This is a genomic window from Streptomyces sp. CC228A (genome assembly GCF_021390935.1).
Lineage (GTDB): Bacteria > Actinomycetota > Actinomycetes > Streptomycetales > Streptomycetaceae > Streptomyces.
In genome coordinates this window covers 46,196-70,044 of record NZ_JAJPUI010000013.1, presented here as the reverse complement: position 1 = coordinate 70,044, position 23,849 = coordinate 46,196, and the positions used below count along the sequence as shown (strand labels likewise).

The 23,849-nt window shown below is 74.5% G+C and carries 24 protein-coding genes; 15 read left to right on the top strand and 9 right to left on the bottom strand.

Going from position 1 to position 23,849, the window contains the following annotated elements; all coding sequences use genetic code 11:
* Positions 1-328: 328 nt before the first annotated feature.
* Both L6E17_RS28210 and L6E17_RS28205 read left to right on the top strand, forming a co-directional pair.
* Positions 329-1,285, top strand: coding sequence for a carbohydrate ABC transporter permease (locus L6E17_RS28210; RefSeq protein ID WP_236243521.1), 957 nt, complete (start codon positions 329-331; stop codon positions 1,283-1,285).
* Complete coding sequence (locus L6E17_RS28205; protein ID WP_236243483.1) at positions 1,282-2,202, top strand: carbohydrate ABC transporter permease; 921 nt, start codon at positions 1,282-1,284, stop codon at positions 2,200-2,202. Before L6E17_RS28210 ends, L6E17_RS28205 begins: the two co-directional genes overlap by 4 nt.
* A 133-nt stretch (positions 2,203-2,335) precedes the next feature.
* Here the strand turns inward: L6E17_RS28205 and L6E17_RS28200 are convergent, their stop codons facing one another.
* The gene (locus tag L6E17_RS28200) at positions 2,336-3,370 is read right to left on the bottom strand and encodes a LacI family DNA-binding transcriptional regulator (protein ID WP_236243482.1); all 1,035 of its coding nucleotides are present in this window, start codon (positions 3,368-3,370) and stop codon (positions 2,336-2,338) included.
* 617 nt (positions 3,371-3,987) lie between these two features.
* Here L6E17_RS28200 and L6E17_RS28195 point away from each other — a divergent pair.
* Positions 3,988-4,437, top strand: a complete 450-nt coding sequence (locus L6E17_RS28195; protein ID WP_236243481.1) for an SPW repeat protein — start codon at positions 3,988-3,990, stop codon at positions 4,435-4,437.
* Positions 4,438-4,686: 249 nt separating this feature from the next.
* The gene (locus L6E17_RS28190; protein WP_236243480.1) at positions 4,687-5,040 is read left to right on the top strand and encodes a hypothetical protein; all 354 of its coding nucleotides are present in this window, start codon (positions 4,687-4,689) and stop codon (positions 5,038-5,040) included.
* A gap of 339 nt (positions 5,041-5,379) precedes the next feature.
* On the opposite strand, the gene L6E17_RS28185 is transcribed toward L6E17_RS28190, so the two are convergent.
* Entirely contained in the window at positions 5,380-6,486 is a 1,107-nt protein-coding gene (locus L6E17_RS28185) for a cation diffusion facilitator family transporter (protein ID WP_236243479.1), read from the bottom strand.
* A 265-nt stretch (positions 6,487-6,751) separates the two neighbouring features.
* A complete protein-coding gene (locus L6E17_RS28180) occupies positions 6,752-7,435 on the bottom strand; it encodes a PH domain-containing protein (protein WP_236243478.1) in 684 nt (227 codons plus the stop codon).
* A 339-nt stretch (positions 7,436-7,774) separates the two neighbouring features.
* Here L6E17_RS28180 and L6E17_RS28175 point away from each other — a divergent pair, with 339 nt between their 5' ends.
* From L6E17_RS28175 to L6E17_RS28155, 5 genes are all read left to right on the top strand, one after another.
* Positions 7,775-8,494, top strand: coding sequence for a hypothetical protein (locus L6E17_RS28175; protein WP_236243477.1), 720 nt, complete (start codon positions 7,775-7,777; stop codon positions 8,492-8,494).
* 453 nt (positions 8,495-8,947) lie between these two features.
* Positions 8,948-9,094 carry a hypothetical protein gene (locus L6E17_RS28170; protein WP_236243476.1) on the top strand — a complete coding sequence of 49 codons (147 nt, stop codon included), beginning with the start codon at positions 8,948-8,950 and terminating at the stop codon, positions 9,092-9,094.
* Complete coding sequence (locus L6E17_RS28165) at positions 9,091-9,666, top strand: PRC-barrel domain-containing protein (protein WP_236243475.1); 576 nt, start codon at positions 9,091-9,093, stop codon at positions 9,664-9,666. The genes L6E17_RS28170 and L6E17_RS28165 overlap by 4 nt, the downstream gene beginning before the upstream one ends.
* 2 nt (positions 9,667-9,668) lie before the next feature.
* Positions 9,669-10,103, top strand: coding sequence for a PRC-barrel domain-containing protein (locus tag L6E17_RS28160; RefSeq protein ID WP_236243474.1), 435 nt, complete (start codon positions 9,669-9,671; stop codon positions 10,101-10,103).
* A gap of 370 nt (positions 10,104-10,473) precedes the next feature.
* Positions 10,474-11,778 (top strand): DUF2254 domain-containing protein, encoded by a 1,305-nt coding sequence (locus L6E17_RS28155; RefSeq protein ID WP_236243473.1) that lies wholly within the window; start codon positions 10,474-10,476, stop codon positions 11,776-11,778.
* Positions 11,779-11,994: 216 nt separating this feature from the next.
* Here the strand turns inward: L6E17_RS28155 and L6E17_RS28150 are convergent, their stop codons facing one another.
* On the bottom strand, positions 11,995-13,026 hold the full coding sequence (locus L6E17_RS28150) for a YihY/virulence factor BrkB family protein (RefSeq protein WP_236243472.1): 1,032 nt from the start codon (positions 13,024-13,026) through the stop codon (positions 11,995-11,997).
* 155 nt (positions 13,027-13,181) lie between these two features.
* On the opposite strand from L6E17_RS28150, the gene L6E17_RS28145 reads away from it, so the two are divergent.
* Positions 13,182-13,835, top strand: coding sequence for a bifunctional 2-polyprenyl-6-hydroxyphenol methylase/3-demethylubiquinol 3-O-methyltransferase UbiG (locus L6E17_RS28145; RefSeq protein ID WP_236243471.1), 654 nt, complete (start codon positions 13,182-13,184; stop codon positions 13,833-13,835).
* Positions 13,836-14,232: 397 nt separating this feature from the next.
* Here the strand turns inward: L6E17_RS28145 and L6E17_RS28140 are convergent, their stop codons facing one another.
* The 3 genes from L6E17_RS28140 to L6E17_RS28130 form a co-directional block, all read right to left on the bottom strand.
* Positions 14,233-15,309 carry a glutamate--cysteine ligase gene (locus L6E17_RS28140; protein ID WP_236243470.1) on the bottom strand — a complete coding sequence of 359 codons (1,077 nt, stop codon included), beginning with the start codon at positions 15,307-15,309 and terminating at the stop codon, positions 14,233-14,235.
* Between the two features lie 493 nt (positions 15,310-15,802).
* On the bottom strand, positions 15,803-16,654 hold the full coding sequence (locus tag L6E17_RS28135) for an RNA polymerase sigma factor SigF (protein WP_236243520.1): 852 nt from the start codon (positions 16,652-16,654) through the stop codon (positions 15,803-15,805).
* A 1,013-nt stretch (positions 16,655-17,667) separates the two neighbouring features.
* The gene (locus L6E17_RS28130; protein WP_236243469.1) at positions 17,668-18,750 is read right to left on the bottom strand and encodes an NADH:flavin oxidoreductase/NADH oxidase; all 1,083 of its coding nucleotides are present in this window, start codon (positions 18,748-18,750) and stop codon (positions 17,668-17,670) included.
* 120 nt (positions 18,751-18,870) lie between these two features.
* Between L6E17_RS28130 and L6E17_RS28125 the strand changes: the two genes are divergently transcribed.
* From L6E17_RS28125 to L6E17_RS28115, 3 genes are all read left to right on the top strand, one after another.
* Positions 18,871-19,215 (top strand): helix-turn-helix transcriptional regulator, encoded by a 345-nt coding sequence (locus L6E17_RS28125; RefSeq protein WP_236243468.1) that lies wholly within the window; start codon positions 18,871-18,873, stop codon positions 19,213-19,215.
* Positions 19,216-19,240: 25 nt separating this feature from the next.
* Positions 19,241-19,420, top strand: coding sequence for a hypothetical protein (locus L6E17_RS28120; protein WP_236243524.1), 180 nt, complete (start codon positions 19,241-19,243; stop codon positions 19,418-19,420).
* 119 nt (positions 19,421-19,539) lie between these two features.
* Positions 19,540-19,989: an SPW repeat protein gene (locus L6E17_RS28115; RefSeq protein WP_236243467.1), complete on the top strand. Its 450-nt coding sequence runs from the start codon at positions 19,540-19,542 to the stop codon at positions 19,987-19,989.
* Between the two features lie 87 nt (positions 19,990-20,076).
* On the opposite strand, the gene L6E17_RS28110 is transcribed toward L6E17_RS28115, so the two are convergent.
* Positions 20,077-20,280 carry a cold-shock protein gene (locus L6E17_RS28110; RefSeq protein WP_236243466.1) on the bottom strand — a complete coding sequence of 68 codons (204 nt, stop codon included), beginning with the start codon at positions 20,278-20,280 and terminating at the stop codon, positions 20,077-20,079.
* Between the two features lie 374 nt (positions 20,281-20,654).
* Here L6E17_RS28110 and L6E17_RS28105 point away from each other — a divergent pair, with 374 nt between their 5' ends.
* Positions 20,655-21,383, top strand: coding sequence for a DUF2382 domain-containing protein (locus L6E17_RS28105; RefSeq protein ID WP_236243465.1), 729 nt, complete (start codon positions 20,655-20,657; stop codon positions 21,381-21,383).
* A gap of 546 nt (positions 21,384-21,929) precedes the next feature.
* Positions 21,930-22,478 carry a copper chaperone PCu(A)C gene (locus tag L6E17_RS28100; RefSeq protein WP_236243464.1) on the top strand — a complete coding sequence of 183 codons (549 nt, stop codon included), beginning with the start codon at positions 21,930-21,932 and terminating at the stop codon, positions 22,476-22,478.
* 662 nt (positions 22,479-23,140) lie between these two features.
* Here the strand turns inward: L6E17_RS28100 and L6E17_RS28095 are convergent.
* Positions 23,141-23,704, bottom strand: coding sequence for a PepSY domain-containing protein (locus L6E17_RS28095; protein ID WP_236243463.1), 564 nt, complete (start codon positions 23,702-23,704; stop codon positions 23,141-23,143).
* Positions 23,705-23,849: the final 145 nt, after the last annotated feature.

Here is a 23,849-nt window from a genome sequence, read left to right as displayed (position 1 = left end):
GCAGCCGGGACGGTTCCGGCAGCCGCCACGAGACCCGCGGTCGTGGCGCGGTCCCGGTGCCGGGACGGTGCCCGCCGTGGTGGCGCCGTCCCGGAGCCCGGCGCAGTCCGGCGACCGCGACGACCGCCGCAGCCGCGACGGCGTGCACAGCCGCGATGGCTTCCGGCGGTCGCCATGACTTGCGCTGCCGTGACGACGTCCGTCCGGCGGTCGCCATGACCTTCCGCTGCCGTGACGACGTCCGGCAGCCTCGACGACCTCTCCGCAGCCGCGGACACGAAAGGCCGACATGAACGCGAACACCGATCCCACACCCGGAAGCGCCGCCATGAAGGGACCGCCCGCCCCGGAACACGGCGGCAGCCGCCCGGCGGGCCGGCTCCGCGCGCCCGCCGGGGCCGCGCCCCCGTCCTGGAGGCGATCGCCGCTGCGGAGGATCACCCCGTGGCTCTTCCTGGCGGGACCCCTGGCGCTGCTGATCACCTTCACGTACGTTCCCGTGGCGAGCATGGTCTCGTACAGCTTCACCGACTGGGACGGGGTGAGCCCGGACCGGAACGCGGTGGGCGTCGACAACTACGTGCAGATCTTCACCCGACCCGAGCTCTTCCGGGTGTTCCTCGTCAGCGGCTACTACCTCGCCGCGTCCGTGGTGCAGATCGCCGTCGCGCTCTACTTCGCCACCGTCCTCAGCTTCGACCTGCGCTTCCGCAACCTCTTCAAGGGGATCCTGTTCTTCCCCTACCTGATCAACGGTGTCGCCATCGGGTTCGTCTTCCTCTACTTCTTCCAGGACGGCGGCACCCTCGACTCCGTCCTGTCCTGGCTCGGCGTGACCACCGACCACGCCTGGCTGGGCGACCCCGCCTCCGCCAACATGTCGCTGGCCGGCGTCTCGGTGTGGCGCTTCACCGGACTGAACTTCGTGCTCTTCCTCGGGGCCATCCAGTCCATCCCCGGAGAGCTGTACGAGGCCGCGCAACTGGACGGCGCGAGCAAGTGGCAGCAGTTCCGCCACATCATCGCGCCGAGCATCAAGCCCGTCCTCAGCCTCAGCGTCATCCTGGCGATCTCCGGCTCCCTGTCCGTCTTCGAGATCCCGTACATCATGACCGGCGGCGCGACCGGCACCTCGACCTTCGTCATCCAGACGGTGAAGCTCGCCTTCCAGTTCAACAAGACCGGCCTGGCCTCGGCCGCGGCCGTGGTGCTGCTGCTGATCATCCTGCTGATCACCTGGATCCAGCGCCGCCTCGTGCCCGACGACAAGGTGGACCTCGTATGACCTCCGACCTCACCGCCACCCCGGCTCCGCCCCACTCCTCCCGGGCGGCCGGCGTTCCCCACGCGGCACGCGGCGGCCGTCCCGCCCCGCGCCGCCGCCTGCCCGTGGGCACCGCGCTGACCTACCTGTCGCTGCTCGCGGCCGCCGCGGTGGTCCTCCTGCCGCTCGCCGTCGTGTTCCTGACGTCGCTCAAGACCTCCCAGGAGGTGGCCGACGGCGGCGCGCTCTCGCTGCCCGGGGACTGGCTGCACCTCGACAACTACGTGACCGCGTTCCGCGACGGCAACATGCTCATGGCCTTCGGGAACACCGCGTTCATCCTCTTCTTCTCCATCGGCGGCACCGTGCTCATCGGGTCGATGACCGCTTACGCGGTGGACCGCTTCGACTTCCGGGCCAAGAAGGCCGTCATGGCGCTGTTCCTCGTCGCCACGCTGGTGCCCGGCGTCACCACCCAGGTCGCGACCTTCCAGGTCATCAACAGCTTCGGGCTGGTCGACACCCGGTGGGCGCCGATCCTGCTCTACATGGGCACGGACATCGTCTCCGTGTACATCTTCCTCCAGTTCATCCGGGGCATCCCGGTGTCGCTGGACGAGGCGGCACGCCTCGACGGGGCCAACGCCTTCACGATCTACCGGAAGATCATCTTTCCGCTGCTCAAACCGGCGATCGCGACCGTCGTCATCATCAAGGGGATCACCACCTACAACGACTTCTACATCCCGTTCCTCTACATGCACTCCGAGGACCTCGGCACGATCTCGACCGCGCTCTTCCGCTTCAAGGGGCCCTTCGGAGCGCACTGGGAGGCCATCTCGGCCGGTGCGGTCCTCGTCATCCTGCCGACACTGGTGATCTTCCTGCTGCTCCAGCGCTGGATCTACAACGGGTTCGCCCAGGGCGCCACCAAGTAGGCGTGTCCAGTCCCGGCGGGACCCGACGCGGCGGGCAGGGCCCCGAGGTGCAGGACCCCCCGGGGAGCAGGACCGCTGGTGAGCAGGGTCCGCGCCCAGGAAGGGAAGCCGGCTCCTCCCTTGCCCTGACCGGTCAGGGCCCGGCCGGGGGCTCGCCGGGCGGCGGGCCCGTGCTGGCGCGCGGCACGAAGTGCGCGTAGCCCGCGCGGATGTCGCCGACCTCCTCGCCGGCGATGAGGGAGAGCAGCGCGGCCGCCGAACGCGCGCCGTAGGCGGCGATGTCCCGGGTGACCGCCGACAGCATCGGGCGGACCACCTGGGTCAGCGGCGACTCGTCCCACGCCACGATCGACAGGTCGGCGGGCAGGGAGAGGTGCAGCTCCTGCGCCACGGACAGCGCCGCCACGGCCATGATGTCGTTGTCGAACACGAGCGCCGTCGGCCGCCGGGGCGCGATCAGCAGCGCCCGCGCGGCCCGTGCTCCCTCCTCACCGGTGTAGTCGGTGTGGACCACCGCTGCCTCGGGGATGCCGGCCTCCCGGCACGCGTCGCGCAGGGCGGCGTCCCGCACCGCCGTGTGGGCCAGCTCCGCCGGCCCGGCGACGCGGGCGATCCGCCGGTGCCCCAGCATCGCGAGGTACCGGACGATCTCGTGGACGCTCGCCGCGTCGTCCGACCACACCGCGGGCAGCCCGCCGGACGCGTGCGGCGGGCCGATCGCGACGGCGGGCAGGTCGAGCGCCCGGATCGCGGGGAGTCGGGCGTCGTCGGTGAGCAGGTCCATGAGGAGGACCCCGTCGATCCGGCGCTCACCGGACCACCGGCGGCACACCTCGATCTCGTTCTCCTGCGTGGTGGCCATCTGCAGCATCAGCGCGTACCCGTGCTCGGAGAGCACGCCCTCGACACCGCTGATGAACTCCATGAAGAACGGCTCGACGCCGAGCGTCCTGGCCGGCCGGCGCACCACCAGCCCCACCGCCTGCGCCCGGCCCCCGGTCAGCGCGCGGGCGGCGCTGTTGGGGCGCCAGCCCAGCTCCGCCGCGATGCTCTTGATGGAGGCACGGGTCGCCTCGGACACCCCCGGCAGGTCGTTCAGCGCGTACGAGACCGCCACCTTGGACACGCCCGCGCGGCGCGCGATGTCCGCCATCGTCGGCCGCTTCACGCCGCACCTCTCCGTATGTCCCGCCTGCTGTGCACCGACTCTACCGCCCGGACCGCGAGCGGTTGGTCGGTGCTTCCGCGGGGCCGGCTCCAGGGAAGTGAGTGCCTGCGGCGCCAGGTTCTTGGGCATGGTGTTGGTCCAGCGCAGCTGCCGCGGGGCCTGCGGGTGGCAGGAGGAGGCGGGGCCGGGAAGCCGGGTGCGCCTGGGCGCCTGGGCGGGCGTCTCCCAGTGCAGCGACGCGCGCGGCCGCCAGGTGGGCCTCGCGCAGGTCCCGCAGGAGCGGCAGGGCCGGTTCCGGGCGGCTGCCCACCCGATCGGATGCCTTCTACCTCAGCGAGGCCAGAGGTCCACCGGAGCTGCCGCCGGGCGGGCCGGCGAGGTCGACGCCGCAGCGGCCGCCCGTCTCGGCGAGGGGCCGCAGGTGGTCGCGGGACCATCCCGCCGGGTCGGTGGCGACCGGGTGGGCCTCTCCGTCCGCACCTCGACGACGCCGGACGGGCGCACGGCATCGTGCGCAGGCATATTCAGGGTGTGGCGGACGCGTGGGGCGGGCGGTGCGGGTAACCCGGCGGGGTGTAAGAAGCGCGTAAACCCCGTTGTGAGAGGAAGCGAGGACCATGTCGTACTCGCGACAGCCGGCCGACATCGGAGGCCACCCCGAGCTCGCCGAGATGCGGGCGCGTCTGGAACGCACGGCGTCCAGCGGAGGCGCCGTGGCGGCCGAGGGGCTGCTGATGCTGGCAGGCGTCTACGCGGCCATCTCCCCCTGGGTCGTCCACTTCTCCGGTACGGAACCGAACCTCACCCTGAACAACCTGATCGTGGGCATCGCCGTGGCGGTCCTCGCCCTCGGTCTGGCCGCGGCGCCCGACCGGCTGTTCCGGCTCGCTTGGGCGGCGGTCCCGCTGGGCATCTGGCTGATCATCTCCCCGTGGACGGCCACGGCCACCCACAGCGCCGACGCGGGGATGATCTGGAACAACGTGGTCACCGGAGCCGTGGTGTGCCTGGTCGGTCTCGCGGCAGCCGGGATGACGGTCGGAGTGGCCCGCAAGGCCGCGCGCTGACCTCGAACCGCGGCCCCGCGCAGCCCGGCGCGCCCGCGCCGCGGCTGCGGGGGCCGTCAGCTGTGCGCCCCCGCCGCCGGCCGCCGCATGACGGCGGCGGCCGACCGGGCCCGCCGCCTCCCGTCCGCCGGGGCGGCGGCCCGGCCGGGCCCTGCCGCAGCGGCGGCAGGCTGCTCCGGCCGCATTCCCTGCTCCGTACGGGGTAGCCGGAGAGGGCACGGCACAGGCCTCGGAAGGGGGGCGAGCCGGATGCTCACCCACGCGTGGGAGCACGGTGTGCTCGTCATCAGGCTGGAGCGCGAACCGGACGTACGGGACCGCGCCGCGCTCGTGAAGGAGATCGGCGACCTGGCCCGCGGCCACAGCCCGGCCCCCGTCGTCATCGCATTCGACGGAGCGGAAGCCGACGCGGCCGCGACCGGCGTGGTCCTGCGGGCCCACCGCCTGTGCAGGCGCCTGGGGATTCTGATGACGGTGACCGCCCGCAGCGCGCCGGTGCGGCGGGCCCTGGAAGCCCAAGCGGCCCTCAGCGGCGTCCACTTGGTGATCAACGCCCGCGCCGACATCGCCATCGCGGCCGCGGCCTTCGCGAATGCGGCATGAGCGGCGCAGCGCACGGCGGCGGGTCGGCCCCCCGGCGGATCGGCGGCCCGCCGCCGTGCCCGGCCGCCGCACCAGTGCCCGTACCGGCCGCCGCACCGGTCCTCGTACCGCCCGCCGCGCCGGGCCCGTACCGGCCGCCGCACCGGTCCCCGTACCGCCCGCCGCGCCGGGCCCGTACCGTACCGCCCGCCGCGCCGGGCCCGTACCGGTCGCCGCACCAGTGCCCCGTGCCGTACCGCCCGCCTGCCGGCCACCGGCTGTGCCGCCTGGCGGAACACCGCGGCCGTACCGTCCGCCCTCCGGCGCTCCCGCGCCCGCACACCGCCGGACGCGCGCGGGTCAGGGCATGTGGTGCGCGAGTGCGGCGTGGGCGTCAGGACCGCCCGGCTCCGGTGCCGGGTCGGCGTGCACCAGTGCGGCGGTGAGCCGCGGCACCGCGTGCAGCAGCGCGTGCTCGGCCTCGACGGCCACCGCGTGCGCCTCCCGCAACGAGAGCGCGCCGTCCACCACGACGGCTGTCTCGGCGCGCAGCCGGTGCCCGATCCACCGCAGCCGCAGTTCTCCCACCGCCAGTACCCCGGGGACCGTGAGCAGGGCCTGCTCGGCCTGGTCCACCAGGGCCGGATCCACGCCGTCCATGACCCGGCGGAACACCTCCCGGCACGCGTCGCGCAGCACCAGCAGGATCGCGGCGGTGATGGCCAGGCCCACCACCGGGTCGGCGAGCGACCAGCCGACCGCCGTGCCGCCCGCGCTCAGCAGCACCGCCAGCGACGTGAACCCGTCGGTGCGGGCGTGCAGCCCGTCGGCGACCAGGGCCGCGGAGCCGATCCGCCGCCCGACCCGGATGCGGTAGCGCGCCACCCACTCGTTGCCGAGGAAGCCGACCACCGCCGCGGCGGCGACCGCCCGCAGGTGGCCGACCTCCCGGGGGGCGAACAGCCGGTCCACCGCGGCGTACGCGGCGAAGGCCGCCGACGCCGCGATGACCAGGACGACGACGATGCCCGCCACGTCCTCCGCCCGGCCGTACCCGTAGGTGAAGCGTCGTGTGGCGGCCCGCCGGCCCAGCACGAACGCCACCCCGAGCGGCAGCACCGTCAGCGCGTCCGCGGCGTTGTGCACGGTGTCGCCCAGCAGCGCCACGGACCCCGAGAGCGCCACGACCACCGCCTGCACACCCGCGGTCGCCCCCAGCACCGCGAGCGACACCCACAGGGCCCGCATGCCCTGTGCCGACGACTCCAGCGCCCCGTCCACCTTGTCCGCCGTCGCGTGCGAGTGCGGCCTGAACAGGTGCACCGCGCGGTGGCGCAGCCCCGCCCGGCCGCCGCCTGACGGATGCTCAGGGTGTCCGCGCCCCTGGTTGTGCTGCCGCCGCGGCCGCCCCTGGCCGTGCTCGTGCCGCCGGTCCCGGCCGCGGCCGGATGCGTGCTCGGTGCCCATGCGGCCCACCGTCGCATACCGGCGGCGTTGCAGCCACGGCCGTCCTGCACCCGCCTGCCACCTGCGACTGCTTGGCAGACGCGCCGCCCCGCACCCGCCAGCCGGAGGACCGTCCACGCACCGGGCTGTCCGGGCATCGGGCTGTCCACGCACCGGGCCGTCCGCGCACGGGCCCCGCACCGGACCCAGGGCAGCGCAGCCCCGCCCTGCCCCGCCGGGAAGACGGCCGACCGCGGGGCCGGCCACCTCGTGGACGCCCGGGGACTCAGCCGGTCCGGCGCTCCCGCAGGTACGACAGGCACGTGCCGACGAGGAACGCCACCGGCACGCCGACGCCCATGATGATCCACGGCGTCAGCACGTCCTTCAGCGCGTCCGGCACCTTCGTGAAGAGCGCCAGCAGCATGAGCAGCGTCAGGGGGATGAAGGACAGCATCGCCCACGAGATGCCGGACATCACCGCGAGGCGCCTGGCCTCGCCCCGGCCGATCCGGTCCGCGGCCCCTGCGTCCGGGGCCCACGCGTCGCCGCGCCGCTCCTCCCACACGCGCCGCAGGAACCCGATCTCGCGGTCGAGGTCCACGTGAGCGTCGTCCACGTACATCAACTGCACCTGCCTGCCGCGCGGGCCGTAGGCGTACGACACGAGGCCCGGCGCGTTGCGGTTCATCGCCGCACCGTGGTTGACCTCCACGCGGATGTCCTGGATCTCCGTCCAGGCCAGGCGGCGTACGCGCACGAGGCCGCGCACCCGCAGGCCGGCGGCGTCCGCCACGGTCGCCGCCCGCGCGGATCCGATGACCAGCCAGGCGAAGAAGGCCACGAGGCCGAGGGTGACAAGCCACTTCACCCAGCCCGCGATCTCCTCGTCCGTCCACACGGGGAACAGCACGCCGATCGTCGCGAGGACCACCGCGACGACCACCGGGACCGTTCGCCCGGCACCCACCCGGTACTCCCGCGGCAACGCTCCGCCACTCAATCCGACCACCCCCACAGCGCGAGGCACCTGCGACGGGGTCAGGTGCAGGGAGCAGAAGTGTAGGGGCGGCTTCGGACAGAGGACAGAGGTGGCCGGGATTCCGCTCGACTCACCTGCGGAGACCATATTCTGACGAGCCGTCAGTCAGGCACGGCCGGCGGTCTCTCCGGCGCGCGACGCCGGGAAGCGCCCGCCGTCCGCCGCCCCGCACGCCGGTCCGGTCGGGCATTGACCGGACGCCCGGGGCAGCCGCACCATCGACGTGGGCGCCGGGCCGTGCCTGTCCGGCAGGGCGAGGGGGAGCACATGGGCGCGGAGAGGCACGGGGAGCGGGCGGCAGCCGACGGCACCGGGGCGCACGGCGGCGCGGCGGAGTTCTGGGACGACTGGCTCCACTCCCGCGGGTCCGTCGCCGCCGCCGTCCTCGTGGGCGCCTTGGGGACGGTGGTGCTGTTCGCCGCCGTCCGCTCCGCCGGCTCCGTGGACGACTGGTTCGGGCTGCTCCTCTTCGGGGCGCTGTACATCCTGGCCGGGGCCATGCTCACGGTGGGCGTCCTGGTGCCTCTGATGCTCGGATGGGACGCGGACCGGGTGCTCGTCCGGTGCACCCCCGAAGGCCTCGCGGTCGGGGACGACACCCATCCGTGGGGCACCGTCCGGACGGTCGCCCTCGGCTATGAGGCCGTCGAGGCCGGACTGGAGGGCAACGCCGAAGGGAGGCCCACGTTCCGCGCCTACCACGTGGTGATCGGCACGGACTCGGGAACCGTGCGGGTACCGGGCCAGGTGTGGCGCACCAGGGGGGAGGAACTGGCCGCGGCGGTGCGGCGGTACGCCCCCGAGGTCCGCGTGGAGTGGCGGGGCCGCTCCGCGTTCCGCTCGCGGAGGCGGCCCCGCCCCGCGCCGCCCTCCAGGGCGCGGGTGCGCACGGAGACCGCCGCGCTCGCGGCCGGTTCGCTCCTGCTCGGAGCCGCCCTCTGCGCGGCCGTGCTGCGCTGGGCGCCGGCCGCCGTCACACTGGCGTAGCCGATTCGCCGGCTGGCACCGCTGAGAGCGCGAACCGCACGTCCGCGTACTCCAGGGCCTCCACGGTGCCGTCGTCCGCGCGCGTGGCCGCGACCATCCGGCGCTGAGGCGCGGTCCAAGGCCGCACGGTCCTCGGCGGCGGCACCGTGCGTACGTGCGTACGGTCGTGGCAGCCGGAGCCGCGTACGGTCGTGGCGCCCGCGGTGGTCCCGGCGGCCGCTGTCCCGACCTGCCGGCGTTCCGCGGCTGCGGCAGGCCCCCGCTGCGGGCCCGCGCTGAGGGGGCCCGGCCGCCGCCCACTGGCCGCCGGGGCGTGCCCCGGCCGCCCCTCGCCCGGACGGGACCGGGCAAGGGGCAGGTGTGGGCGGCCCCGGACGGGTACCCGGTGGGCATCACGCGGTCGGGTGCCCGCTGCGCACGCGGGGCCGGCCCGACGGCCGGAGGGAGCTGGCAATGGAGTGGTGGATCTGGCTCGTCATCGCGGCGGCGGTCCTCCTGGTGGTCGCCGCGGCCGCCCTCGCCGTACAGGCCCGGCGCCGCGCCGGCGGGGTGATCGCCCGCGGAGGGTCGGGGGACGGCAAGGAAGGAGGCCCGCGATGACCACGTACACGAGGGCGCGGGACATCAGCGGCACCCCGGTCGTCACCCTGCACGGCGAGGACGTCGGGCAGGTCAAGGACGTCGTCTTCGACCCCGCCCGCGGTTCCGTGTCGGCCTTCACGCTGTCGGGTCGCGGCCTCCTCGCCGGACCGCTGCACCGCACCCTGTCCTGGGCCGACGTGCACGGCCTCGGCCCTGACGCGGTGATGGTCCGCGACGAGGACACGCTCGAAGAGGACAACAGGAAGACGAGGAAGAAGGCGTCCCGCAGCGGCTCCGGCGTCGGCGTGCTGGGCGCCACGATGATCACCCGTGACGGCACGCTCATGGGCACGGTCACCGACGTCATCATCGAGACGGGCCGGGACCCGGTGGTCGCGGGCTACGAGGTCGAGACGCGGGAGCGGCGCAGGGTCCTGGTGCCGGTGGCCGGCCCCGTCGCCGTGTCGGGCGACCGGATCGTCGTGCCCGACGCCGCGGCCCGGCACAGGGCCGGAGACCTCGACGGGTTCGAGTCCGCCGCCGAAGCACTGCGGCGCACCGGCGCCGACGACGCCGGACAGGAGGGGTAGCGATGCTGTTCAGCGAAGCCCAAGGGCGACCCGTCGTCGACCTCACCACGGCGGAGGCCGTCGGCACCGTCAGCACCTGCACCGTGGCGGGATCCCCCGCACGGATCACGGGCCTGCGCCTCAAGGCGAAGGGGCGGGCCCGGCCGGAGGTCGAGTGGGACCGGATCCACGCGTTCGGCTCCGACGCCGTCACGGTCGACGCCTCCGACCGCATCAGGGACGAGCGCGACATCGAACCGGCCGATCCCGCCCACTTCCGCCACGACCCGCTCGACAAGCCGGTCCTGGCCGAGACGGGAGTCGGCGGCGGCACGCTCGTGGACATCGACTTCGACGAGGCCACCGGAGAGGTCCGCCACCTCATCACGACGGACGGCCGGATCCCCGGGGACCACCTCCTCGAAGTGGGCCCGTACGCCACCGTCGTGACGGACTGAGCCGCGGGGCCGACCCTCCCGGGCCGACCGAGCCGGCGGATGAACGCGCCGGACGGCGTGCCGTCACGGCCGCGCATCCACGCGGCGTGCGGTCCGGCGCCGTCCGAGTCTGTTCGACGTACCCGGCGGGTCGAACACCGCCGCGCACACGGCGCCGCTGCATAGTGGCCTTCCATGGAGCACCGGAAACCCGGCACGGCCCGCCGCCCCGTACCCCATAGGACGCCCGCCCGCGCGGAGCGCCCTCCCGCAGCCGCCCGCGGCGGACCGCGCGCCCCCGCACGGCACGTCTCCGCAGGGCACGTCTCCGCATGGCACGCCCCCGTCCCGCGCGGGCGCTGCACACGGCGCGCACGGCACCCCCGCCGCCATGCGTGAGGCCCTCCGGACGCAGTTGTGGCCGCTGCCCGCGGTCGGCGTGGTCCTCGCCGTCGTCGTCGGCGTGGCCCTGCCCGAGCTGGACAAGCGCATCGGCACCGGGACCGGGGACGCCGCCACCTACCTGTTCGGCGGGGGATCGGCCGCCGCCCGCACGGTGCTCGAAGCGATCGCCGGGTCGCTGATCAGCGTCACGGCGCTGACGTTCTCGCTGACCGTGGTGGCGCTCCAGCTGGCCAGCTCCCAGTACTCACCGCGGCTGCTGCGCACCTTCTCCGCCGACCGGAACGTGCAGGTCACCCTGGCGCTGTTCCTCGCGACGTTCACGTACGCGCTCACCGTGCTGCGCACGGTGCGCACCGCCGAGGAGGGGCAGCAGCCCTTCGTGCCGCAGGCGTCGGTGACGCTCGCTTTCGTCCTGGCGCTGGCCAGTGTCGTGGCTCTCGTGCAGTTCCTGTCCCACCTGGCGCTGGAACTGCGGGTGGAGACCCTCATCGCCCGCGTCCATCACGACGCCGAGCAGACCGCCGCCCGGGTCTTCAAGGGCGGCCCGCGGGCCGAGTCGGGCGGCGAGGTCCCCGAGCCGCCGCCCCACGCGGTGCCGCTGCCGGCCGCCCGGTCGGGGTTCCTGGACCGGGTCCACGAGCGGTCGCTGCTGGAGGCCGCCGCCGAGGCGGACGGGATCGTGGTCGTGGACCGGCTCCCCGGCAGCTCGATCATCGCCGGCACGGCCATCGGGCGCGTCTGGCGGCGGGACGGCACGCCGTTTCCCGCCGACGAGCAGGAGCGGATCCTGCACAAGGCGGCACAAGCCGTCTCCACCGCGCGTGAGCGCACCGACCGGCAGGACATCGCCTTCCCCCTGCGCCAGCTCACCGACGTCGCCGTCCGGGCGCTGTCGCCCGGCGTCAACGACCCGACGACCGCGGTGCACGCCCTGTCGCACTCCTCGGCCCTGCTGTGCGACCTCGCGGGCCGCCCCTTGGGGCCGCGGCTCCTGTACGACGACGACCACCGCCTCCGGGCCGTGCTGCACCGCCCCCGCCTCTCCGACCTGCTGGACCTCGCCGTGCACCAGCCCCTGCGCTACGGCGGTGCGGAACCGGAGGTGCTGGCGCGGCTGCTGCGGCTGCTCCAGGAGCTCGCCTGGATCGTGGCGCCGGAGCACCACCCGCTCCTGCACGGCTACCACCGCGAGATCCGCACGGTGATCGCGCGCCACGAGTTCCCCGCCACCGAACGCCGCCGGCTCGACGAGCTCGGCGACGAACTCGCACGGATGATCACCCCGGCGTAGCGGCGGCTGCGGCACGGGGCTGCGGCCCGGCCGCCCGCGTTTCCGGTCCGTCGCGGGCCGCCCGGGGCGGCCCGCGCGTGACGGCTTGGGCCCGCGCGTGACGGCTTGGGCCCGCGCGTGACGGCTTGGGCCCGCAGGCCACGGCTTGGGCCCGCGCGTCACGGCTTGGGCCCGCAGGCCACGGCCTGGGCCCGCGCGGTGCCGCGCGGGCCGCCGTCATTCGAGCCGCCGCCGGTCGTCCTCGTCCCACTTGGCGGTGTCGCGCGGCTCCGTGTACGGCTCGTCCTCGGGCGGGTGCCCGCCCGCGATGACGCGCTGCCGCGCCGTCTCCGCGTCGAACTCCAGGCCGAGGAGAATGGCGATGTTCGTGATCCACAGCCATATCAGGAAGATGATCACACCGGCGAAGGTGCCGTAGGTCTTGTTGTACGACCCGAAGTTCGCCACGTAGAGGGCGAACCCCGCGGACGCGAGCAGCCAGAGGGCCAGCGCGAGGAGACTGCCCGGGGTCACCCACCGGAAGCCCTGGAGCCTGGCGTTCGGGGACGCCCAGTACAGGAGGGCGATCAGCAGGGCCACGAGCAGGACGAGCACCGGCCACTTCGCGATCGACCACGCGGTCACCGCCGCGTCGCCGAGCCCCAGCACCTCACCGGCCCGGCGCGCCAGCCCACCGGTGAACACCACGATCACGGCGCTGATCACCGCGAGCACCAGCAGCAGGACCGTCAGCGCGAGCCGCAGCGGGAGGACCTTCCACACGGGCCGGCCCTCCGGCACGTCGAAGACGGCGTTGGAGGTGCGGATGAACGCGGCCACGTAGCCGGACGCGGCCCACACCGCCAGCGCCACGCCCAGGATCGCCATGGCGGAACCCCACCCGGCGTTGCCCTGGAGCTGCTGCACCGCCTCGGTGAGGACCTCCCGTGCCGGGCCGGGCGCCAGCTCTCGGATGTTGTCCAGCACGGCGTCGGTGGTCGACCTGCCCATCAGGCCGAGCACCGCGACGAGCACGAGGATCGCGGGGAAGACGGACAGGATGCCGTAGTAGGTCAGGGCGGCGGCCCGATCGGTCAGCTCGTCCTTCTTGAACTCCTTCAGCGTCCCGCGCAGCACTTCGCGCCAGGACCGCTTCGGCATGTCGCTGAGCCCGTCCGGCGCGCGGCGCTCGACCTCGGGCCCGGGACCGTACTGCTCCGGACGTTCTTCCGGAGGCTTGCCGTGTGCGTTGCTGTCGTGTGCTCCCATACGCGGCGGGTAGCCCCTGCTGCCCGATCCAACCCCGCGGCTGTCCCCCGCCTGCGCACCGGAGCGCGGCGCTCCTCGCCGCCGACATGGCGGCGCCGCCCCGCGGGTAGGTCGTCCGGCACCGGCGCACGGCCGGTCCTGCGGAAGGAGCAGCCATGGGGGAAGGCGGTCCCGCCCAGCGGGCCCTGTCGGCAGCGCAACTCTTCGACGACCTCGGCCTTGACTACGAGAGGGCCTTCGGCCACCTGCCGGAGCAGCGGGCGGCCGTGGAGTGGCTCGCCGCGCGGCTGCGTCCGGCCGCCAGGATCCTGGACGTGGGCAGCGGCACCGGGCTCCCGGTGGCCGGGGCCCTCGCACGGGCCGGTCACGAGGTCACCGGCATCGACGTGTCCGGCCGGATGGTGGCCCTCGCCCGGCAGCGCGTGCCCGCCGCGCGGTTCGAGCAGTGCGATGTGCGGGACTACCAGGCGCCGGAAGGCGGGTTCGACGCGGTGTGCGCGTTCTTCCCGCTGCTGATGATGACCCGGGCGGAGGCGTCCTCGGCGCTGCGGCGCATGGCCGGCTGGCTCGCCCCGGGCGGCTACCTGGTGAGCGCGACCGTGCCGGCGGACGTCGAGGACGCGGAGATCGTGTGGATGGGGCGCCGGGCCCGGGTCTCCAGCTTCCCGGCCGAGCAGTACGTGCGCCTGCTGCGCGAGGACTGCGGCCTCGACGTGCTGCACCACGCCGTGTCCGAGTTCCGCCCGGACGCGCCCGCGGGGCACCCGGAGGAGCACCTCTTCTGCTACGCGCGGCGCCCGTGCGCCTGAAGGGCCGTGGAGGCGCCCATGTGCCTGAACGGGCCGCGGCGGCGCCGGGCAGCGGGCCGCCGCGGTGCGCCCGGCCCGTTGCCGGCATCCACGCGGTGCCGTGCGGACGCCGGCGCCCCGACGCGGCGGCGTGCACACCGGCGGTCGGGGCGCAGGGAGCAGTGGGGATCCGCCGCTGAACCGGCGCCGGGGCCCGGCCCGCGGGCCGGTTCCGCGGCGGCGCCAGGCCCGCACCAGGGCCGGTAGCCGTGGCCGCTGCGGGAACCGAACCCCGGCGGGAAGCCGGGACGGGCGTCGGAGCGGCCCCGGGCTGGGGCGCAGGCGGAACCGGCGACGGGGCCGGGTGCGGACCCGGAGCCGGTGCGGGGCGTGTGCGGTGGGGCGGGGCGGCCCCGGCTCACGCCACCGTCCTGGACACCGCGTCCGCCACCACGGCGGACAGGTCGCCCTCCCGCTCCCTCACGCGCCGCTGGCGGTCGGCTCCGTTGCCCCGGCCCAGCAGCTCGGACAGCCGCTCCCGCGCCTCACCGAGGTCACCCGTGTCGGACAGCGCGTCCGACACATGCTGGAGCAGGGCGTGCGCCACCACCTCCGCCGGGGCAGGGACGCCTGACTCCGGGTGGAGGAGCGGTCCGGACAGACCCGAGCGCGCGGCCCGCCACGACGCCAGCCGCAGTTCGCTCACGCCCACCGGCCGCGGCGCCTCGCCGGCCCGCCACTCGCGCGCCGCCGTGTCCACGAGCCCGCGGACCAGGATGGCCAGCAGGACCGTGTCATCGGCCTCCAGGCACACGTCGGCGGCCCGGAACTCCACGGTGGGGTAGCGGTGGGACAGCCGGACGTCGAAGTAGACCATCCCCTCGTCCAGGAGCACCCCGGTGTCGAGCATCGCCCGCACCCGCTCGTGGTACCGCTCGGCCGAACCGAAGACCTCCACCGGCCCCGCCGAAGGCCAGCGGGCCCACACCCGGCTCCGGTAGCTGCTGTAGCCGCTGTCCACGGTCTGCCAGAACGGGGAGTTCGCGCTGAGCGCCAGCAGCGTGGCCAGCCACGGCCTGACCCGGTCGATGACCGCCACGCCCTCCTCGTCCGACTCCACCTCCACGTGGATGTGGCAGCCGCAGGTCAGCTGCTCCTGCGTGGTCAGCCCGAACTCCTCCGCCAGCCACCGGTGCCGCTTGTCCGAACCGATCGTGGGGGCGACCTCCATGGGGGAGGTGGCCAGGGCCGCGAGGCGGGCACCGGCCTCCAGGGCGTGCCGCGCGGCGGACGCGCGCCACCTGCGCACCTCCGCTTCCAGGGCGCGCATCCGGGTGTGCGGCTCAGTGGCGAACTCGAGCTGCTCGCGGTGCAGTTCCGCCTCGAAGGCGTCCGCCGGGCCGCTCGCGGCCAGGATCGCCCCGGCCACGGCCTTGGGCTCGCCGGTGTCCGGATGCACGAGCAGGAGTTCCTCCTCGACGCCGATCTTCCGCACAGCCTGGTCCTTCCGTGTCGTCGTTCGCTGTCGTGCCGACGGTCCGCGCCGACCGACAGGGGCGCCGGTCGGTGGGGGCCGTCCGGCTAGGGGGCCGCGGGTTCGAGGCCCGCGGTCCCCGTGCCGGGCCCGCCACCGCCCCGGGGGCCACGTCACCGGGGCCCGCGGCCGGGACGCCGCCCGGCCCGCTCGGGGCCCCTTCTCCGTTGTCTTCGTTCCACGCGTCTGTCTCCGTTCCACGCGTCGCGAAGGTGCAAGGAGACAACGGGACGCGAGCGTGTGGGGTGTGCGACCCGGGTCCTCTCGTCCGCACGGACGACGGACGGGGTCCGACCTGAGGGCGGGGGGATGCGCCGGGGGAGTCCACGGCGGATGCGCCGCACGGCCGCGGACCGCGTGCCCATGGCTCTGATGGGCCGTAGGGGGCGCACACCACCCGGAAGGGTGCGTGCAGGGATGCGGAAGGCCGGACGCCTTCCCGTCCCGCCGGTTCTCAGCGGGTGGTGAGCAGACCGGAGCGGAGGTGCGCGAGCGTGCGGGAGAGCAGGCGGGAGACGTGCATCTGCGAGATGCCGATCTCCTTGCCGATCTCCGCCTGCGTCTTCTCCTCCACGAAACGCAGGTGCAGAATGCGCCGGGCGCGGTCGTCCAGTGTGGACATGAGCGGAGCCAGGGAGTGGAAGTCCTCCACGAGTTCCATCGTCGTGTCCTCGACACCGATGTAGTCGGCGAGGGCGAAGTCGTCGTCGTTGCCGTCGGCCCCGAGGGGCGCGTCCAGCGAGACGGAGTTGTAGCCGTTGGACGCCACGCGTGCCTCGATGACCTCCTCCTCGCTCATCGAGGTCAGCTCGGCGATCTCCCGCACCGTGGGGCTGCGGCCGAGCCGGGTGGTCAGCTCGTCGGTGGCCCTGGCCAGCGTCACCCGCGCCTCCTGCAGCCGGCGGGGGACGTGCACGGCCCAGGTGGTGTCCCTGAAGAACCGCTTGATCTCACCGACGATGTACGGAACGGCGAAGGCGGGGAACTCCACGCCCCGCGCCAGGTCGAACCGGTCGATCGACTTGATCAGCCCGATCATGCCGACCTGGACGATGTCCTCCATCTCGTCGCCGCGGCTGCGGAACCGCCCGGCGGCGTAGCGGACGAGGGACATGTTCATCTCGATGAGGGTGTTGCGGATGTACTGGTACTCCGGCGTCCCTTCCTCCAGCTCGGCCAGCCGGTCGAAGAACAGTCTCGACAGCTCCCGCGCGTCGCGGGGGCTGACCGCACTCGGGTCGGCTACTTCCGGAAGTCCGGGCGCCTCCGCAAGTTCGCCGACACTGGTCTCCGCCGTCGCCGTGATGGTCGGGCTCACCTCGACTCCTCTCGGTTGCGCTCGTTTCGCGGACGCCCCAGGGGGACATGGGGCCGCTTACCCGCTCACGCCGAATCATGCGCAAAAGTTTTCCGCTATTGCGTGAGGAGAGTTCTCGGCCGACATGATCCGGCCATGCCGGCAGGGGTGCGGGAGCGGCTCGGGCCCGCACGTCCCCCGAGGATGCGGCACCGTCCGGGATGCGGCTCGCCGCCGGGTGGTCGGCATCGGGCGACCACCCGCCGCGCACGGCCCGGCCGCGCCGGTGCGGCGGGCGAAGGAGGCCCCTCCAGAGCCCGCACCGGCAAGGCGCCCACCCTTGCGTGAGCTGCGGCTTGAGGCCGATGCGCCCGCGGGGACCGGGCCGCTGGGGCGCGGGAGGGGGCAGGGTGCCGCGGGAGGGGTCACCACCGCGCGGCGGCCGTCTCTCCCCGCCCGCGCGAAGAGTCGACCGGCGCCGCGAACCCCCCGCGCCCGTGGAGTCCTTCGTAGGGTCGGTGGAGGGCGGAGGCCGCTCCTTCACACTTCGCTCACGCGATGTCAACGCCCCGTGGCGACCGCGCGGGGGTGTTCTTCACCGATGACCAGGCAGCGGCATCCGGGGATTGGCCGGAATCCCCCGTGCCGGAGGCACCGCCGTCGGCCCTGGCGGCGCCTGCCGGGGTTCCGTTCGCCGTCCGGCCCGGCCGACCGCAGCCCGCAGCCGCTTCCGGGCGCCCCGTGACGTACGCCGCACCCCCGCCACCTGCGGCGCGTCGCGGCGTCCGGCTGTCCTCCGCGGCACCCCTTCCCTCGCGCCCTCGGCGCGCAGGGCGCGGTGACGGTCGCACGGGCTTCCGCGCCCGTCGCCGCGCACCCCCGCCGCACCGCGGACGCCGGGTGCGCCGCGCGTTCCGCGGGCCGCCGGCGACGGCCCGCTCCTGCAGCTTTGCAGTCGCCACTTCAGGCCGCGGTTCGCCCCCGCCCTCGCGGTCCTCCGCATGCCGGCGGGGGCGCCGTGGTCACACCATCCGGTGGTACGGGTCCGGGACGTGCGGCTCGGCACCCAGGCGCCGGGCCGCCTGCTGCGCCCACGACGGGTTGCGCAGCAGTTCCCGTCCGAGCAGCACCGCGTCCGCCTCTCCGTTGGACACGATCTTCTCGGCCTGCTCGGCCTCGGTGATCAGGCCGACGGCGGCGACCGGCATGCCCGTCTCGGCACGCACACGGGCCGCGAAGGGCACCTGGTAGCCCGGCCCGACCGGGATGCGGACCCGCGGGGCGTTCCCGCCGCTGGACACGTCGAGCAGGTCGACGCCGTGCTCCCGCAGCAGCGCGGCGAACCGCACGGTGTCGTCGGCGGTCCAACCCGGCCGGTCCTCCAGCCAGTCGGTCGCCGAGATGCGGAAGAACAGCGGCAGGTCGTCGGGCCACACCTGCCGCACGGCGTCCACGACCTCCAGCGCGAACCGCGTGCGGTTCTCGAAGGATCCTCCGTACGCGTCGGAGCGGTGGTTGCTGTGCGGGGAGAGGAACTCGCCGATGAGGTAGCCGTGGGCGCCGTGGATCTCGACGACCTGGAAGCCCGCGGCGAGCGCCCTCCGCGCGGCGGCGGCGAAATCCGCGACCACGCGGTCGATGTCCTCCTGCGCCAGCTCCGCGGGGACCGGGTGGCCCTCGTCGAAGGGCACCGCGCTGGGGGCCAGCGGCTGCCAGCCGTGTGCCTCCTCGCCGACGGGAGCGCCGCCCTTCCAGGGCCGGTCGGTCGAGGCCTTGCGGCCCGCGTGGGCGATTTGGATGCCCGGGATGGTGCCCTGGTCCTTGAGGAACGCGGTGATCCGGCGCAGCGCCTCGGCCTGGGTGTCGTTCCACAGGCCGAGGTCGTACGGGCTGATCCGCCCCTCCGGGGACACCGCCGTGGCCTCCAGCAGGATCAGTCCGGTGCCGCCCGCCGCTCGGGCGGCGTAGTGGGCGAAGTGCCAGTCGTTGGCGGCGCCCGTGCCGGGTCCGGCGGCGTCGGCGCTGTACTGGCACATCGGCGCCATCCAGACGCGGTTGGGGACGGTCAGGGACCGCAGGGTGCGGGGTTCGAACAGCGCGCTCACGGCGGACTCCATTCGGGCGGGACCGGTGCAGGGCTTGTACGATAGCCCTCGTAGTACGGCAGATGTCAAACTACGATGAGTTTCGTACAATGGTGGGGAGTCGACCCCCCTGGAGCCCGCATGACACCCGCCGCGACCGGTCCGCGCGAGCTCGCGCACCCCGCCCGTGACGAGATCCGCCTCGAAGGCGTGCTCCACGCCCTCTCGGACCCGATGCGGCTGCGCGTGGTCCGCGAACTGGCGGCGGCCGGGTCGGAGGTCTCCTGCTCGCACGTCGAACTGCCCGTCGCCAAGTCGACGAGCACGCACCACTTCCGGGTCCTGCGGGAGAGCGGCGTCATCCGGCAGACCTACTGCGGCACGGCCAAGCTGAACGGCCTGCGCCGCGACGATCTGGACGCGCTCTTCCCCGGCCTGCTGGACGCCGTCCTGTCCGCCGCGGCCCGGCAGGCCGATGGGCCGTAGCCGCTCCAGGCGCCTGCCGGGCCGGGTGGACCTGCGGTTCGGGGCCGGCCCCCGCCACGGCGAGCCCGTCGCCGAGTCGACGAGCACGCACCAGTTCCGGGTCCTGCGGGAGAGCGGCGTCATCCGGCAGGTCCACTGCGGCACGGCCAAGCTGAACGGCCTGCGTGCCCGCCGGCGGCGCGACGACGCCCGCCGGCGGCGGTGAAGCACGGAGGCGGGCCCCGCAGCCGCGACGACGCGCCGCCGCGGGTGGACCGTGCCCGCGCGGGTACCCCGTCCGGTGTGGAGAACCGGTCAGTCGAGTCGCGGAAGGATGCGAGTGACATGGCGTACTCGCGGCAGTCAGCTGACACAGGAAGGCACTACGAGCACGCGGAGACGCGGGCTCCGAGGGAGGAGACCGCCGCGCGCGGGACCGCCGCGGCCGCCGAGGGGCTTCTGATGCTGGCGGGTGTCTATGCGGCCGTCTCACCGTGGGTGGTGCACTTCTCCGGTACGGAGGCGAGCCTCGCGGTCAACAACCTGATCGCCGGTATCGCCGTCGCACTGCTCGGCCTGTGCCTGGCGCTTGCACCGGAGCGGATGGCCAGGGTCGCCTGGGCGGCCGTCCCGCTGGGCATCTGGCTGATCATCGCGCCGTGGGTGGCCACGGTGGACCACGGGGCCGGCGCGGGCGTCATCTGGAACAACGTGGCGACGGGTGCCGCCGTCTGCGTGTTCGGTATGGCGGCCGCCGGGGCGACGGTCGCGGTCAGGCGGTCGGCACCGCGGTGACCTGCGAAGTGACGGCTCCGGAAGCGGAGCCGTCACCCCTTTCTCCCGCTGGGGCCACCGGCACGGCGCCCCGCCGGGAGGACCGGGTCAGTGCCCGGTGATATCCGTCGCCTGCGGCCCGCGGTCGCCCTGGGCGACCTGGTAGGAGACCTTCTGGCCCTCCTGCAGCTCGCGGAAGCCGCTGCCGTTGATCTCCGAGTAGTGGGCGAAGACGTCAGGCGCCCCCGAGTCCTGCTCGATGAAGCCGTAGCCCTTCTCGCTGTTGAACCATTTCACCGTTCCCGTCGGCATCTGCTGCTCCTCGTGCCATCACCGAACGCCCCCGGCCCAACTGCCCGGGACGCCGCCTCCGACGCTACGTCGGGCACACGCGGCACACCGGCACGCCACGCGAACAGGCCCTCGACCGCACGTGCCGCGGACGCTCTGACCTGCGGGAAGGCGCAAGTCGGGCGACTGGGGCCGCCAGGGCCGTACGGGTGGCGGGCCGGCCTCCCGCGCGGGCGGGCGCGGCGGGTCCGCGACAGGGCGGCCGCCGGCCGACGCGTGCCCCTGACACCTCGTCTTGAAGTGCTTAGATGTACGGATTTCATCCTGTTCGTCGGCTTTGGGCGGGGATACGCGTCGCAGAGACCCTGAAGACACCGATGCTGAGGAGAGCCATCGTGCTTACCCGCGAACAGGTACCAGCAGTTCTGGACCGGCCCGTCTACGCACGGGACGGCAGCAAGATCGGAGAGGCCAAGCACGTCTTCCTCGACGACGCCACGGGCCGGCCGGAGTGGGTCACGGTCTCGACCGGGCTCTTCGGGTCGCGTGAGTCCTTCGTCCCCGTGCACGACGCCGACGTGGTGGAAGACCACCTGGAGGTGCCGTACGACAAGGAGAAGGTCAAGGGCGCCCCGAAGACGGACGTCGAAGCCGGCGGACACCTCTCCGCCGACGAGGAGCGCCGCCTGTACGACTACTTCGAGGTCGACTGGGGTGACGGGCAGCAGAGCCGGGGCGGCCGCGACGACGCCATGACCCTCTCGGAGGAGTCGATGCACGTGGGCGTCGAGCGCCGGGAAGCCGGCCGGGCGCGGCTGCGGAAGTACGTCGTGACCGAGGAGGTGCAGCAGACGATCCCGGTGCGCCACGAGGAGGTCCGCCTGGAGCGCGAGCCCATCACGGAGGGCAACCGTGACGCGGCGCTGTCCGGGCCGGAGATCTCCGAGGCCGAGCACGAGGTCACCCTGCACGAGGAGCGGCCGGTCGTGGAGAAGCGCACCGAGCCCGTCGAGCGGGTGCGGCTGACCACCGACGAGTACACCGACGAGGAGACGGTGGAGGGCCGGGTGCGCAAGGAGCGCATCGAGGCCGACTTCGAGGACGACCCCGACGAGCGGGCGTGACCCCCGAGCGGGCGTGAGCCCTCAGGGCCCGCAGCGCAACCGGGTAGGGCGGCGGCACCGGTCCGTACGCAGGCCGCGCAGGCCGGCGCCGCTCCGCCCGGCAGCGCGGGCACGCGCGGCGCGGTCGGCCTGCGGCACCTCCTGGGCGGGCCGGCCGCGCCACCGCGTGCATGCCCTTCGACCTTTCCTGCGCCCGGTGAGGGAAACCCTGAGCCGGGCGCAGCCGCGCGCGGCTCCGCGCCGGCCGGAAGGAGCCTCCGGGCGGCGGCGCCGGGCCTTCCTCCGGCCCGCTTGCTCGGACGCCTCCGCGGGACCGCCGGCGCCGCCCCGCGCGGCGGTCCGCCGGTCGGCCCGTGCCCGCCGGCGGCCACCGCCGCCCGGGCCTCGGTCGAGTCCGCGCCGCCGGGGGCGCGCGACGCGGTGGGTCGGCTGCCACCTCCGTGGCGCCTCTGCCCGCCATCCGGCCCAACCGCCGACAGCCCGGGCGGGCGCTCGGGCATACGTGCAGGCGAATCCGTACCCGCGCACCAAGGTGAGGACCACTCTATGAAGAGCCGCGGACGTCTCGGTCTCCGTCTGCGTCGGGCGGCCTGCGGGCTGGTGAGCGGCTGTCTCGCCGCCGCGGTGCTCGTCGGCTGCGACTCCACGTCCGGCGAGTACCACCCGCCCGGTGCCCATGCCCGTGTCGGGGCCATGCTGATCCGCTACGCCCACATGGCCGAGCCGCCGAACGGCCCGTGGGAGGTGGGCGCCGACGTCCCCGTGCACCTGTGGCTCTACAACGAGGCGCAGACCGCCGACCGGCTCCTCGGCGGTGCGACGACGATCGCGGAGTCGGTGGACATCGTCACCGCCGACGGGTCCCCCCGGGGCGCGCTGGACGTGCCGCCGCGGCAGCTGGTGGAGTTGTCGGAGGGGCAGCCGCACCTGCTGCTGCGCGGGGTCAAGGAGGAGTTGCGGGGCGGCGACTACGCGTGGGTGACGCTGCGGTTCGAGCGGGCCGGGGAGGTGGCGCTCCAGATGCACGCGCAAACACCCACGTACGTCGACGAGGACGCGACACCCGGTCTCACCCCGCCCTCTCCGGAGCAGTGACCCGCCGCACGGCCGAGCCCCCGCCCGCCGCACGGCCGCGCGCCCCCGCCCGCCGCACGGCCGAGCCCCCGCACCCCGGTCGGGCGGGGCGCGCGGGATCAGTGCCGCTCCGGCAAAGCACCGCCGTTCGCTGTCCGAAGCGCGCTGACGGGGGGCCCGCACGGTGTACGAGCCCACGCGGCGGGGAGACGCGCGGGAAGGAGGCCGTCATGTCCCGTACCGACTCCACGTCACCGCCCTGACGAGTCCGCCCACCGGGCAGGGACCTCGGCGCGGCCTGCGGGACGGGCCGGTCACGTTCCTGATCGCGGTGGGCAGCGCGCTCATCGCCCTGTCGTTCCTTTCCCTGGCCCTGGCACGGGGGAAGCCCGGCGCTTCCGACCGGTGACGGGCTGATGCCGCCCCGCTCCGTCCGTACGGCGTGAGGCCGGGCCGGAGGCCGGATCGCGAGCGGGCACGGTACTGCGCCGCCCGCCCGCGCGGTACCGGGCCCGCGGAAGGCGGTTGGGCGCGCCCTGCTGCGAAGCGCCCGCCGGCCGCTGGGGACGGCGCATGGAGCGGCGCCCCCTTGAAGCGCCGCTCCACGGGAAGCGGAACGCGTCCGGTCTCGGGGCCGGGCATCGGGGCGCGGTCGGCCGGGGCCCGCCGCCGCGCGCCGCAGCTCACGGCCGGTCCAGCACCTCGCCGGTGCGGGCGTCCACGAGGCGAGTGGTGACCTCGCCGCCCGGCACGTCGCTGACAATGTCGACCGCCCACAGCGGGTCACCGTCGTGCGCGTCGAGCCGGATGGCCGTCACCGGACCCTCGACGGCACCGCGGGCCTCACGGGCCGCCTCGTCGACCGGGACCGCCGCCTCGTCCAGGAGGGCGCGCAGCTCCTCGGGCGCCATCCCCTCCCAGGCGCGCTGCGCCCGGGCCGTGTGAAGGACGTTGCCGGTCGCTGCGTCCACGCGGACGGCGTGCGTCCGGCCGCTCCGAGCCGCCACGTGCGTCACCCACACCGGGTCCGCGGACTCGGGCCGTGTCAGCTCGGTCGCCACGACCTCGCCGCCCGCGACCTCCGCCGCCGAGGCCCGGACCGCCTGCCGGTAGTCCACCTCGACCCCCTCGAAGGCGTCGGGCGGCACGTCGCCCCCGCTCTGGCATCCGGTGAGCACGGCGGCGGACAGCAGCACCACCGCTGCCGTAAGCAGCGGCCGTCCGGACCGGCTTCTCAGACTGTCCATGGGGAATGGCTATCCGGATACAAGGGGGCAAAACGGTTGCGGTGGCCGGTCGGTCGGCGACCTGCCGGGTCGATCGCCGCGCGTCCCGCGGACGTACCCGCGACCGCGCGACCGGGACCCCCGAGTCCGCGGCGCCGCCGGCGCG

Coding starts and splice junctions, on each gene's coding strand:
- L6E17_RS28205 (WP_236243483.1), top strand. CDS start 1,282: ATGACCTCCGACCTCACCGCCACCCCGGCTCCGCCCCACTCCTCCCGG.
- L6E17_RS28115 (WP_236243467.1), top strand. CDS start 19,540: ATGGCGTACTCGCGGCAGTCAGCTGACACAGGAAGGCACTACGAGCAC.
- L6E17_RS28100 (WP_236243464.1), top strand. CDS start 21,930: ATGAAGAGCCGCGGACGTCTCGGTCTCCGTCTGCGTCGGGCGGCCTGC.
- L6E17_RS28150 (WP_236243472.1), bottom strand. CDS start 13,026: ATGGGAGCACACGACAGCAACGCACACGGCAAGCCTCCGGAAGAACGT.
- L6E17_RS28185 (WP_236243479.1), bottom strand. CDS start 6,486: ATGGGCACCGAGCACGCATCCGGCCGCGGCCGGGACCGGCGGCACGAG.
- L6E17_RS28095 (WP_236243463.1), bottom strand. CDS start 23,704: ATGGACAGTCTGAGAAGCCGGTCCGGACGGCCGCTGCTTACGGCAGCG.
- L6E17_RS28155 (WP_236243473.1), top strand. CDS start 10,474: ATGCGTGAGGCCCTCCGGACGCAGTTGTGGCCGCTGCCCGCGGTCGGC.
- L6E17_RS28210 (WP_236243521.1), top strand. CDS start 329: ATGAAGGGACCGCCCGCCCCGGAACACGGCGGCAGCCGCCCGGCGGGC.
- L6E17_RS28145 (WP_236243471.1), top strand. CDS start 13,182: ATGGGGGAAGGCGGTCCCGCCCAGCGGGCCCTGTCGGCAGCGCAACTC.
- L6E17_RS28175 (WP_236243477.1), top strand. CDS start 7,775: ATGGGCGCGGAGAGGCACGGGGAGCGGGCGGCAGCCGACGGCACCGGG.
- L6E17_RS28160 (WP_236243474.1), top strand. CDS start 9,669: ATGCTGTTCAGCGAAGCCCAAGGGCGACCCGTCGTCGACCTCACCACG.
- L6E17_RS28110 (WP_236243466.1), bottom strand. CDS start 20,280: ATGCCGACGGGAACGGTGAAATGGTTCAACAGCGAGAAGGGCTACGGC.
- L6E17_RS28170 (WP_236243476.1), top strand. CDS start 8,948: ATGGAGTGGTGGATCTGGCTCGTCATCGCGGCGGCGGTCCTCCTGGTG.
- L6E17_RS28190 (WP_236243480.1), top strand. CDS start 4,687: ATGCTCACCCACGCGTGGGAGCACGGTGTGCTCGTCATCAGGCTGGAG.
- L6E17_RS28165 (WP_236243475.1), top strand. CDS start 9,091: ATGACCACGTACACGAGGGCGCGGGACATCAGCGGCACCCCGGTCGTC.
- L6E17_RS28125 (WP_236243468.1), top strand. CDS start 18,871: ATGACACCCGCCGCGACCGGTCCGCGCGAGCTCGCGCACCCCGCCCGT.
- L6E17_RS28195 (WP_236243481.1), top strand. CDS start 3,988: ATGTCGTACTCGCGACAGCCGGCCGACATCGGAGGCCACCCCGAGCTC.